10 protein-coding genes are annotated in these 12,889 nt (G+C 53.5%); all 10 read left to right on the forward strand.

Annotation, left to right across the window (positions count from 1 at the left end; genetic code table 11):
* Positions 1 to 63 precede the first annotated feature (63 nt).
* The gene (locus BD749_RS05320) at positions 64 to 768 is read left to right on the forward strand and encodes an ABC transporter ATP-binding protein (protein WP_101443302.1); all 705 of its coding nucleotides are present in this window, start codon (positions 64 to 66) and stop codon (positions 766 to 768) included.
* Between the two features lie 2 nt (positions 769 to 770).
* A complete protein-coding gene (locus BD749_RS05325; RefSeq protein WP_101443303.1) occupies positions 771 to 2,012 on the forward strand; it encodes an ABC transporter permease in 1,242 nt (413 codons plus the stop codon).
* Positions 2,009 to 3,187, forward strand: a complete 1,179-nt coding sequence (locus BD749_RS05330; protein WP_101443304.1) for an ABC transporter permease — start codon at positions 2,009 to 2,011, stop codon at positions 3,185 to 3,187. The genes BD749_RS05325 and BD749_RS05330 overlap by 4 nt, the downstream gene beginning before the upstream one ends.
* A 54-nt stretch (positions 3,188 to 3,241) precedes the next feature.
* Positions 3,242 to 4,621: a sigma-54-dependent transcriptional regulator gene (locus BD749_RS05335; protein ID WP_101443305.1), complete on the forward strand. Its 1,380-nt coding sequence runs from the start codon at positions 3,242 to 3,244 to the stop codon at positions 4,619 to 4,621.
* A complete protein-coding gene (locus BD749_RS05340) occupies positions 4,605 to 5,921 on the forward strand; it encodes a sensor histidine kinase (RefSeq protein WP_180336321.1) in 1,317 nt (438 codons plus the stop codon). The genes BD749_RS05335 and BD749_RS05340 overlap by 17 nt, the downstream gene beginning before the upstream one ends.
* A 172-nt stretch (positions 5,922 to 6,093) precedes the next feature.
* Complete coding sequence (locus BD749_RS05345; RefSeq protein ID WP_101443306.1) at positions 6,094 to 6,312, forward strand: hypothetical protein; 219 nt, start codon at positions 6,094 to 6,096, stop codon at positions 6,310 to 6,312.
* Positions 6,313 to 6,871: 559 nt separating this feature from the next.
* Positions 6,872 to 7,570: a polysaccharide biosynthesis/export family protein gene (locus BD749_RS05350; protein ID WP_245868748.1), complete on the forward strand. Its 699-nt coding sequence runs from the start codon at positions 6,872 to 6,874 to the stop codon at positions 7,568 to 7,570.
* Between the two features lie 9 nt (positions 7,571 to 7,579).
* On the forward strand, positions 7,580 to 9,952 hold the full coding sequence (locus tag BD749_RS05355) for a polysaccharide biosynthesis tyrosine autokinase (RefSeq protein ID WP_101443308.1): 2,373 nt from the start codon (positions 7,580 to 7,582) through the stop codon (positions 9,950 to 9,952).
* Positions 9,953 to 10,054: 102 nt separating this feature from the next.
* Positions 10,055 to 11,590: a lipopolysaccharide biosynthesis protein gene (locus BD749_RS05360; RefSeq protein ID WP_101443309.1), complete on the forward strand. Its 1,536-nt coding sequence runs from the start codon at positions 10,055 to 10,057 to the stop codon at positions 11,588 to 11,590.
* 86 nt (positions 11,591 to 11,676) lie between these two features.
* Entirely contained in the window at positions 11,677 to 12,867 is a 1,191-nt protein-coding gene (locus BD749_RS05365; RefSeq protein WP_101443310.1) for a glycosyltransferase family 4 protein, read from the forward strand.
* The last annotated feature ends 22 nt before the right edge of the window (positions 12,868 to 12,889 follow it).

The raw sequence follows: 12,889 nt of genomic DNA on the forward strand, positions 1-12,889 counted from the left end.
CAACAATTAACAATCAACAATTAACAATCAACAATTAACAATCAACCATCAAGACATAAAACTATGATCACATTAAAGAACATCGAGAAAGTCTACCAGACCAAAACCATTGAGACGGTAGCGCTGCACAACGTCAACCTGCACATCCCGAAAGGTGAGTTTGTGTCGGTGATGGGGCCTTCGGGTTGCGGCAAGTCCACATTGCTCAACATCATGGGCCTGCTCGACGAGCCGACCAATGGCATTGTGGAGATTGACGGCACACCCATCAGCAGGTATAGAGACAAAGAACTGGCACACATCCGCAACCAGAAGATCGGCTTTGTGTTCCAGAGCTATCACCTGATCAACGACCTGAGCGTGCTCGACAATGTGGAGCTACCGCTCCTTTACCGAAGTGGGACCTCCGCCTCCGAATCCCGCCACATGGCCCTTACCGCCCTGGAGAAAGTAGGCCTGAGCGCCCGCACCAAGCACTACCCCACGCAGCTTTCGGGCGGACAGCGCCAGCGGGTAGCCATTGCCCGTGCGCTGATCGGTCAGCCCGAGATCATCCTGGCCGACGAACCAACCGGTAACCTCGACTCGGTGATGGGCGAGGAGATCATGAACGTCCTGCTCACGCTCAACCGCCAGGACGGCACCACCATCGTGATGGTGACCCACGACGAGAACATGGCCCAGAAGACCGAGCGACTGATTCGCTTCTTCGATGGCCAGCAGGTATCTGACGCGAAAACTACTGCTTACGACTATCAACAGGTATAGCCATGCTGAAAAATTACCTCAAAATAGCCTGGAAGGTACTCTTGCGGCGCAAGTTCTTCACCTTCATCAGTCTCTTCGGCATCAGCTTTACCTTGATGGTGCTTATGGTGGCTACCGCCCTCTATGACCATGCCTTTGGTCCGCAGATGCCCGAGAAAGACCTGGACCGCATCCTGTTTGTGAACATGATGCAGGAACGCAAAGACGGCGGCTACCAGATGAGCGGTCCGCCCAGCTATACCTTTCTCGACCGAAAAGTTCGTACGCTCACCACACCCGAGATGGTCTCTATCAACTCTATATTCCAGACCGTGAACAGCTACATCGATAACCGCAAGCTGGCTCTCGACATTAAGTTTACCGACAGTGAGTTCTGGCAGATTCTGGATTTTGAATTTGTGGAAGGCGGTCCGTTCGGCCCACAGGAAGTGCGCAATGCACAGCGCGTGGCTGTGATCAACGAGGCAACACGCCAGAACTATTTCGGCAATACCACGGCAGTCGGCAAAACCATTGTGGCTGACCAGGTAAGCTACACGGTGGTGGGTGTGGTGAAGGATGTGCCTGTGCTGCGCCTCCACTCCTACGCCGACATGTGGGTACCGCTTAGCCTGCGCACCGAAGACTACAGCTCTACGAGTCTGCGCGGCGAGTACTTTGCCACCATCAAAGCCCATAGCTCGTCGGACATCGACAACATCAAAAATGAATTTGCCGTGATTCTGCAGGATGTGGAGCGCCAGCACCCGGAAAAAGGCACCAAACTCTATTCCTACCCCGACTCGATTGTGGAAGGTTTTGCCCGCACGTTTCTGGGCAATGACGATGACACAGGTATGGCCAAGCTCTATGCGATCCTGGCCGCGGCAGTGTTGCTGTTCATGCTGCTGCCCGCCATCAACTTGGTCAACATCAACATCAGCCGCATCATGGAGCGCTCTTCTGAAATCGGCGTGCGCAAAGCCTTTGGGGCCACCTCTTCCACCATCATCGGCCAGTTCATCATCGAGAACATCTTCCTGACGCTGCTCGGAGGTCTGCTCGGATTCCTGCTGTCGGCGGGGGTGCTGTGGCTGATCAACGACAGCGGGGTGATCGTGTATGCTGACCTGGGGCTGAACCTGCGGGTTTTTGCACTGGGCTTGTTTTTCTGTTTGGTTTTCGGACTTGTTTCGGGGGTATACCCGGCTTATAAAATGTCGCGGCTGCACACGGTAGCCGCACTGAAAGGAGGTAATCAATGATACGCCATCTGTTTAAACTGATCTGGAACCGGAAGAAAAGCAACTTCCTGCTCATCTCGGAGATCTTCTTTTGCTTTCTGGTGCTCTTCGCCGTGCTGAGCCTGGTGGTGTACAACGTGCGCAACTACAGCAAGCCCCTTGGCTTTGACTACGACAACGTATGGCTCTTAACCGCCCGCGCCGACATCGACTCCACCGAGCTTCGGATAGCGGTAGAGGAGCAGCTGACTCAAAAGATCCGGTCCTATGGCGAGGTCGAAGGCACAGCCCTGGTCAGCAGCAACTCCCCTTTTGCCTTCAGTCAGATGAAGGTATGGGCGAAGGTGGGCGATGGCCCGCGTATCCTGGCTGAAAACCTGGACGTGGAAGATACCTTTGCCGAGGTAATGCAACTGAATGTGAGCGCCGGTCGCTGGTTCACGAAACAGGATGACGCCGCACGTTACAATCCGGTGGTGATCAACCGGGTGCTGCAGCAGGAGCTCTTTGGAGATGAAAGCGCGATCGGAAAGCTGATCACCCGGGACGACAGCAGCCAGGTGCAGGTCATTGGCGTGGTAGACCACTACCGGGGCAGCAGCGAATACGCCGAGGAATCTCCCGTGATCTTCACGCGCATCAACCAGCAAAGAGAGGCTGTTTTCTGGGGTGAGATACTGATCCGGGTGAAACCGGGCACAGGTATAGCCTTTGAAGAGCGCATGGTCAAAGACCTGAGCGGCATCGCCAAAAACTGGACACTGGAGCTGACGACCGTTGAAAAAATGCGCCAGAACAAGGAGAAGCTCTCCATGGTGCCGATGATCGCGATGGCAGTGGTCTGTGGCTTCCTTATTTTCAATGTGGCACTCGGGCTTTTTGGGGTGCTCTGGTATAACATCAGCCGTCGCAACGGCGAGATCGGGCTTCGCAGGGCTTTGGGTGCTTCCGCTAACCAGGTATACCGGCAGTTTATAGGCGAGGTGCTCGTGCTGGCTACCTTCGGCCTGGTGCTGGGTGTTGCCTTTGCCATCCAGTTTCCGATGCTGCAGGTGTTCGAGGTCGAGTCAATGGTCTATTTTATCGCCTTAGGTATAGCGGTGGGACTTATTTACCTCTTAGCTATTGGCTGCGCCTTCTACCCGAGCCGGCAGGCAGCTGCCATTCATCCGGCCATGGCTTTGCATGAAGAATAATAGCAAATAAGTCACAAAAAACTTAATTTAGAGCAGACATAAAGCACACCGCGCATGATCCTGATAATTGACGATGATGTGGCCGTTCGCGCCTCGTTGAGCATCCTGCTCAAACAGCACGGCTTCAAGACAAAAGAAGCGGCCTCCCCGAAAGAGGCGTTGGAAGTGGCGCAGCAGCATACGCCGCAACTCGTCATCATGGACATGAACTTCTCCATCGACACCACCGGAAACGACGGGCTGCAGCTGCTGGAGGCATTCAAGCAGCGCATGCCGGAACTGCCGGTCATCCTGATCACCGGCTGGGGCTCCATCAGTCTGGCGGTAGAGGGGATGCGGCTGGGAGCAGCAGACTTTATCACCAAACCCTGGAGCAACGACTACCTGGTGCAGGCCGTGCGCACGGCGCTCAGCCTTTCGCAACAGGCTCCTGCCAAAGACGAAGCCCTCACCCGCAAAAAGCTGGACCAGCAGTATGATTTCGGCTATATTGTAGGCCAGGACCCGCAGCTGCTCAAAATCCTGAAACGGATCGGGCAGATCGCGCCAACCGATGCCTCGGTGCTGATCGAGGGCGAAAGCGGCACCGGCAAGGAACTCATAGCGGAGGCGGTGCACCGCAACAGCCTCCGCAAGTCCCAACCTTTTGTGAAGGTGAACCTGGGCGGCATTTCGGCCAGTCTGTTCGAAAGCGAGATGTTCGGACACAAACGCGGTGCCTTTACCGACGCCAAAGCCGACCGCGTGGGCCGCTTCGAGATGGCCAACAAAGGCACCATCTTCCTCGACGAGATCGGCGAACTGGACCTCAACAGCCAGGTGAAACTGCTGCGCGTGCTGCAGGACCGCACTTACGAAGTGCTCGGCGACAGCCGCTCGCGCAAACTCGACATCCGGGTGGTATGCGCCACTAACCGCAACCTGGAGCAGATGGTGGAGGAAGGCAAATTCCGCGAAGACCTGTTCTACCGCATCAACCTGATCAAGGTGCGTATACCTTCGCTGCGCGAGCGACCGGACGATATCCCTTTGTTGGTGCAGTTCTTTGTGGAGAACATGAAGAAGACCTACAACCGGCCGGAGCTGGAGCTGAGCCCCAAAGCCCTACAGTGGCTGAAGGAGCTGCCTTTTCCCGGCAACATACGCGAGCTGAAAAACCTGGTGGAACGCACCGTGCTGGTGGCTGAGGACGATGTGCTGCGCGCAGAAGACTTTCAGGCACAGGCGCAGCAGGGCCCCGTAAAGGCCGGCGACAAAACATTGCCCGCCGTGGGCACCATGACGCTCGACGAAATGGAGGCCTCCATGATCCGCAAGTCCATGGCCTACTACCACAACAACATCAGCAAAGTGGCGCGTGCGCTGGGTTTGAGCCGTGCCGCCCTCTACCGTCGCCTCGAAAAGTTCGGCATCCCGTATGAAGCTCAGGACTAAGTTCATTTTCTTCGCGGTTTTCGTCCACGGTCTTTTGGCTGTGATGGCCTACTTCCTGCTGCAGGAAAACAAGTTATTGTTTATTGGGATGGAGCTGCTGGTGCTGCTCTCCGTGGTGCTGACCGTCAATCTGTACAATGCCTTTTTCAAGCCGCTCAACCTGATCCGGGCAGGTATAGAGTCCATCCGCGACAAGGACTTTTCGACGAAGTTTGTGCAGGTGGGACAGCCGGAGCTCGACGAGCTGGTGGATGTGTATAACCGGATGATAGAGCAGCTACGACAGGAGCGCGTGGCGCAGGCCGAAAAGCATTTTCTGCTCGAAAAGATCATCCAGGCCTCCCCTGCCGGCATCATCCTCCTCGACTTTGATGGTCGCATTGAAAGCATCAATCCCGCCGCGGAGCGCTACCTATACCTGTCCGGTCAGTCGTGGCAGGGCAGCGAGCTGGCGGCGCTGCCCAATACCTGGGCGCGTGAGCTGACGCAGGTACAGGTGGGCCAGCCCTATACCTTCCGTCTCAACGGTATCCGCACGTTCCGGGCACACCGGGCGCACTTCATCGACCGTGGCTTTCAGCGGGCCTTTATTATGATCGAGGAACTCACCGAGGCCATTATCAAGAACGAGCGACAGGCCTATGAAAAAGTGATCCGGATGATGTCGCATGAAGTGAACAACTCGACCGGCGCCATCAACTCCATCCTGGACTCGGTGCAGTTCTATACCCCCCAGATCGACGAGGAGCACCGCGAGGATTTTACCTATGCCCTGCAGGTAGCCATCGACCGGAACGCGAACCTGAGCCGTTTCATGGCCAACTTTGCGGATGTGGTGCGCTTGCCTGCCCCTTCCAAAAAGCCGGTACAGGTACAGGCCCTGCTCAAGCGGCTCGAGCGGCTGATGCTGCCCCAACTGGAGCAACGACACATTCAGCTGACGATGAAACTCCCCGCAAGTCCACTCTGCATCTACATGGATGAGCAGCAGCTGGAGCAGGCGCTGCTCAACATCCTTAAGAATGCCATGGAGGCCGTGAAATCGGATGGCAACATTTGGGTGGAACTGCAGGAACAACCGCTCTGCCTCACCATTTCCGACAACGGCGAAGGTATACCCGAGCACGTGCGCCCGAAACTCTTCACCCCCTTTTTCAGCACCAAAGAGACCGGCCAGGGCATCGGCCTGACCATGATCCGGGAGATCCTACTTAGCCATGGCTTTCAGTTCTCGCTGGAATCCGGCAGCAACGGGCTCACAAATTTTAAAATATTTCTCACCTCAGAGCAGAGTAAATAGAATTAATTCGTCAAAAAGCGTTTAAAGCGGCTTCTTTTAATTAATTATTTTAAGAGCGAGCTAAATTTTATTCTGAATGTAACTTCATTTACCAAATTTCGTAGCCTAACGCATACAACCTATGTTATTATCCCCTATATTGGTTCTATAGTTTGTTTATTTACACATTAAGATGGAATACAATATAGTAGTAGCCCCTAATCTAGAGACATTGGCAACAGAGGTTGCCGTATTATTTCCGCAAGGCTGGAAGCTAAAAGGTGGAATTATTGAACACGCTGGCGGTTACTCCCAGCAATTGATCCGCAAGGCCTCCGACAAATTGAAACAGAAACAAAACCAGATGCCTGCACCACGCGCCAAGCAGCGCCGCACCAAATGGATTGAATAACAAAGCATACTCTATACCCTTTATATAAGTAAGTGAGCCACCTTCTTCGTGCCGGGATGCATGGGGAAGGTGGCCTTTTTTATACCGGCCCTCTCAGCATAACAGCAGCCGTTGTCCTTACGGCCTTACCCTGTTTTAACTTCCCTATCAACGCTAAATTTTAGGATTATACCAATAATTCATTTATAAAATGAATCCACTGCTGCGTGCAGGAGTTATTGACCGGAGCGATTTTTAGCCAAACGCTTCATATTGCAACTTTTTGATTTACAGAATATTGCAACTAAAACTCTTAGCTGACAACATTAAATTCACATAATATTTTGGAAAACAAGCATCTTTTTGTGGCTCTCATAGTATATATGGCTGATACAATTTTTTGGGTACTGTATGTCAAATCACTATAGGTATACACGCCCGCTATCACAAAAAAACAAAATCAACGTACGAGTATCTTCATTCACAACACCCTTAAGCAACATACATGAGACGAGTCGTATACCTCCTGCTCCTAATGATAAGCGCGACATCCTGCCTAAGCAAAAAAGAGCTTGTATACATGCAAAACGACAACCTGAAGGAAACTGTGGCAACGCCAATGCAGACTACTTACAAGCCTTACCAGTTACAGCCTGCCGATGTCCTCTCGATTAAAGTGCAGAGCCTGGAACCTGAAATATCCAATATCTATAACATCGTGCCGCCATCCAGCGCCTTTGGTTTTGCCGACCCGGGCACCATGTTCCTGAGCGGCTACTCCGTAGACGATGACGGTAACGTAAACCTGCCCAACGTGGGTAAGGTGAAGGTGGCCGGTCTGACCCTACAGCAGTCGCAGGAAGTGATCCAGCGCAACGTAGACCGCTACATTACCAATGCCACGGTTGTTGTCAAGCTCATCAATTTCAGGGTAAGCGTGCTGGGAGAAGTTAACCGCCCCGGCCAGTACTTTGTGTATAACGAGCGGGCCACCCTTTTCGACGCGCTGGGTATGGCAGGCGACTTAACGCGCAGCGCCTCCCGCGAAAACGTGAAACTGGTGCGCCAAACACCCGGCGGATCTGAGGTGGTCCTGATAGACCTTAAAGACCCAAACATCGTACAATCCAGATACTACTTTATGCAGCCCAACGATGTCCTGTACATCGAGCCTTCGGTTGCGCAGGTTAAACGCGATAACCTGGTGTCGCTTAATGTGGTCACCATTGCCCTCGGAGTTATCTCCACGGCAGCTGTTATCCTGAATTATTTTAAGTAAGCATACCCCATGAAACGAAAAAATAAAGAGCACGAGATAGATCTTAGAAGCTGGCTTTTCAAGTTCCGAAGCAAATGGTACCTGTTCCTGGCTTTCGTCATGATCGCAATGGCAGGGGCTTATGTCTATGTCAAGAGCTCTACCCGCATCTATGCTTTTAAGTCGACCCTGCTATTGGGAGACCAGCACACCGGCTCTAAAAAGGCCCAGGAACTCCTCAACCTGCTCGACGTGCAAAGCAAGGGCATTAAAGTGGAGGACGAGATCGGTATCCTTACCTCGGCTGACATGATCCGCAGCACGCTGGAGCAGCTCGACTTTTCGGTATCGTATTACATGGTGCCAAACCACTGGCTGAACACAGGGCTGGATCTGATAAAAGAAGAACAGTACGACAACGCTCCTTTTGTGGTACACCTCGATACCAGCTCGCTCCAACTCGTGGATATTCCGCTGGAGGTGCGCGTACTGAACGATAAGCAGTACGAACTGACTGTGAAGGCTGAAACGCCAGGGCTTTATGATTTCAGAAAGCACAGCGTGGAGCAGATCGCACCCAACCTTGAGTTTACGAAGGTACTTGAGTTCGGCAAACCATTTAAAGACAAATACCTGAGCCTGACGATTGACAGAGCCAACCCGGAGGATAAGCTGGACGCCAAGAAATATTACTTCGTACTCAACAGTATGCAAAGCCAGGTGGCGCAATATGCTGGCAGCCTGCACATCAAACCCATTGAACGTGAGGCTCGCGTGCTGGAGATAAGCACCAAAGGCGCCATTCCGCAAAAAGAGCTGCTCTTCCTGAACACACTGATGGACACCTACGTGAAGCGCGACCTGGACGAGAAGAACATGAACGGCCAGAAAACGCTTGAGTTCATCGACAGCCAGATCGCCAGCCTGTCGGACTCGCTCCGCCAGAGCAAGCAGGCGCTCTCCTCGTTCCGCTCGGCTAACCGCATCGCCAACATCGATGTGCAGTCGAACATCAGCTACGAAAAGCTGGCGCAGCTGGAAATGGAGAAGTCGAAGCTGTCAACCGAGAAACAATACTATGTGACGGTGCTAGACCAGATTGAGGACGATGAGAGCTTCACCCAGGCGGTATCGCCGGCGGTGGCGGGTGTGCAGAACCCGAACCTGGCCAATCTCTTCACCGAGCTGTCGCGCCTGAACCAACAGCGTGCCTCATACAGTGTGAGCGCCACAGCCGACAACCCAAAAATAAAGGTGATCGACAGTGAGATAAAAAGCACGCGCAATGCCATCATCGCCAATATCCGGAACCTGATCCGCTCCACGGATATCTCCATTGCCAATGCAGACAAGCGCATCAGCCAGTTGGAAACAGGTATAGCGAAAGTGCCGGAGCATGAGCGCCGTTTGATGGACCTGCAAAACCAGGCCGATTTCGTGAACAAGAAGTATGACTTCCTGCTCGAGAAACGTGCCGAGGCTGCCATCGCGCTGGCTACGAACACCACCGACAAGAAGATAGTGGACAAAGCTGCCATGTGGGGGGCCGGCCCTGTGAACGTGAAGCCCAACATGATCTTCATGCTCGCCTTGATTCTGGGCCTGATCATCCCTGCCGCACTCATCGTGCTGCTCGACAACGTGGACAACACCATTCAGGGCAAAAACGACCTGAACAATGTGACCAACATTCCGTTCCTGGGTGTGATTGCGCACGGTACCAAGGCCGACAAACTGGCCGTGAAAAACAACCCGCGCTCTGCCATTGCCGAATCGTTCAGGTCCATTCGTATCAACCTACAGTACCTGATGTCTGAAACTGACTTCAAAATAGTGGGTGTGACTTCATCGGTGTCGGGCGAGGGCAAGACGTTTACTTCTGTTAACCTGAGCAGCGAGATGGCTATGGCCGGCAAGCGTACCATCCTGATAGAGTCGGATATGCGCAAGCCTACGTTTGGCAAGTACTTCAACACGCACAATGCAGCCGGTCTTTCCTCGTACCTGAGCCAGGGACTGCCGCTGGAGGAAGTGATCCAGAAAACAGACATCGAGAACCTGGACATCATTTCGTGCGGACCTATACCTGACAATGCCATCAAGTTGCTGGAGCACAAGCGCATGGCCGAGCTGATCGCAAAACTGAGAGAGCAGTACGACTATGTGGTGATCGACACGCCGCCGATCGGGTTTGTGGCCGAGTATTTTATCCTGATGAAGCACATGGATGTGAACCTGTATGTGGTGAAGCACAAGTATACCAGCAAGGACATGCTCACGCAGGTGAACGAGCTGTATGCCGCACGCAAACTGAAGAACATCTACATGGTGATCAACGACCTGGACTACAACAACACCTACGAGTACGGATACAAGAAAAAAGGCAGCTACTACTACGCGTAGTGCCTAAGCAGTAAATACATGTGCGCTTGAAAAGAAGGTGCTGTGGGATGCAGATTCCTGCAGCACCTTTTTTGAGAGCAGCACGACTACCTGAACTTACACATGAGTAAAAATTTAGCTTCGAAGGCGGTTAGTGGCTTGAAGTGGAGCTCGGCGGGCACCATCGCCAACGCCGTGATGCAGATCGGCTATACCTCGGCCATGGCCCGTCTGCTGGCTCCGGAGGCCTTCGGTCTGGTGGCCCTTTCGGCGGTTATCCTGCGCTTCGGGTACTATTTCGCCAACCTGGGCCTGAACCAGGCCATCATCCAGAAAGAAGAGCTTACCACCGAGAACATCCGGGCGGCCTTTACCTCCTCTGCCCTGCTGGGCGCGGTGTTCACGGTGCTCGCCTGGGTACTGGCACCCTACGCCACCCTTATTTTCGACATGCCGGAAGTGGTGCCGATCGTACGGGTGATGGCGCTTGCCTTTGTGATAGGCGGCGTATCGGCCACAGCCACCAGTTTGCTGCAGCGCAACATGCGCTTTAAGGAATTGAGCATTGTGGAGACAGCCTCTTACGTGGTATCGTACCTGGGCGTCGGCATTCTGCTGGCCTGGCTGGACTTTGGGGTTTGGAGCTTGGTGTATGCCTCGCTGGTGCAGCAACTGTTGGTAGCCATCGGCGCCCACGCCATGGCGCGCCATAATGTGCTGCCGGTAGTGCGCTGGGAAGCCTATCGGGCGCTGCTGGCCTATGGCAGCAAAATGTCTGTTATCAGCTTTTTTGAGTTTATCTATAGTGAGCTGGCTACGCTACTGATCGGACGCGTGTTCGGTGCCTTTAAACTGGGTATCTACAACCGGGCCTTTATGCTGGTAAACCTGCCCATGTATAACCTCACCCGCACCGTGTCGCGTGTGGTGTTCCCCTCGTTCAGTAAACTGCAGTCCGAAACTGCAACGCTTGCCAAGGTATACCTGTCGAGCACCACGCTGCTGGCCACCCTGATCATACCTGTCTGCCTGGGCATTATGGTGGCTGCCCCGGAGGTGGTGCACGTGGTGCTGGGTGACCAGTGGCTGGAGGCTATACCTGTGCTGCAGGTGCTCAGCCTGGCCATTCCGCTCAGCTTCGTAACCATGTTCGCCGGCATCGTCTGCGACGCCAAGGCCGTGCTCAACTGGAAGATCGTGATCACCATCACACTGATTGTCGTGATCAGCGGCCTGTTTTTCCTGCTCCGCGACTACGGCCTGGTCGGCTTTGGCTTTGCGCTCCTCATCAGCGAGCTTGTCCGCATCGGCATGTACCAGACCCTGATGAAGAAGATCCTATACCTCTCGTACTGGAAACAGCTGCGCGTATACCTGCCCGGTATACTGAATGGTGTGGTGGTGGCCATTGTCGTATACCTGATGAGCACCGTGTTGCGCAACATGCAGCTCCCGCATCTGGTTATCCTGATCTCGCAGATGATTGTGGGGGGCTTTGTGTTCCTGGCCATGATCCTGCTTTTCCCGCACAGTGCCCTTAAGGAGCAACTGCATATGATCTTTTCTAAAATGGGGCTGCAGGATAACCCCACCTCCTATTATGGCAAAATGCTGATGCGGTACAGAAAGAGTCTGGTAAAAGAAACTGAGCAGGTATAAACAAGGTATAAGCAAAACAATAACAACAGTTGATGACCAGCGATGGTCCATCGCATGCACACTAAACTACCTAAGAAGAAGACCAAATGACGATAGGAGTAGCCGGACCCGTTGAACTACGCATACTTGACTGGGACCTGAAACACACAAACTTGCCCTCTACCAACGCGTTTCCCCTCACCTCGCACTTTATCAATGCTTTGCTCAAGAGAGGTTTTAAAGTGATCGCCTACACCAACTCCACCGAGATTGCGGAGCCAATGGTGTTGGAGAGCGGCAACCTCAAGGTATGCATCAGCCGCCAGAAGCCGCAGCCGGGCCGTCGCTTTTTTCTGTTCGAGGTAGAGGATCTGCACAAGATGATGGTGGCCCACCCGGCTGATTTCATAAGCGCTTTCTGGAGCTATGAGTTTGCCTGGGCGGCCCTGAAAACCGGAAAGCCCACCGTGGTAAGTCTGCATGACGTAGCCTTCCAGATCCTGCGCAAAATACCAGACATGTTCCGATTGGTGCGCTGGATGATCAATTACATTGTCGTGAGCAAGGCCGATTTTCTGTTGGCCAACTCCGCCTATACCTACAACCAGCTCGACCGTAGAACCAAATCCAAAACCAGGATCATCGACAACTTCTACCCAAGCACTTTGAAACACCGCCTTGCCCCCACTACCAGGAAAGGAAACTATATCATCACGGTAGCGCAGGGCTTCACGCAACGCAAAAACATCGAGACGGGGCTGCAGGCTTTTGCCCTGTTGCGGAAGCAATACCCCGACCTAGAGTACTACCTGGTAGGCGTGGACTCAGAAGAAGGCGGCCTGGCGCAGCAATATGCCGAGAAACAAAACTTAACAGATGGCGTACGGTTTATGGGCCCGATGCCCTATGACGAAGTGTTCCAGCTCATTCAAAACGCCCAGGTGCTGCTGCACCCTTCCAGAGAAGAGTCGTTTGGCATGGTGCTGCTCGAGGCGATGATAGCCCGCACGCCAGTGGTAGGCGGCAAAAACAGCGGTTATATCCCGCACCTGCTCAACTACGGAAAAGCCGGTCTGCTCTGCGATGTGGAATCACCCGACTCCATGGCAACCGAAGTGGGGCGCATCCTGGCAGATGACGAGCTATATAAAGCGCTGGTGCACGAGGGCTATACCTATGCGGAGGAAAATTTCTCGGAGGACGTGATCGTGAAAAAACACCTGATGTACTACGGTGAAGTTCTTGGAAAACCACTGGAGCCTGTCGTGCAGCCAAGTACGCCGCAGCAGGTTGCCTAGTCGAGGTGCGGCTTGCCGAAGT

The organism is Pontibacter ramchanderi (assembly GCF_002846395.1).
In the GTDB taxonomy this organism is placed as follows: Bacteria; Bacteroidota; Bacteroidia; order Cytophagales; family Hymenobacteraceae; genus Pontibacter; species Pontibacter ramchanderi.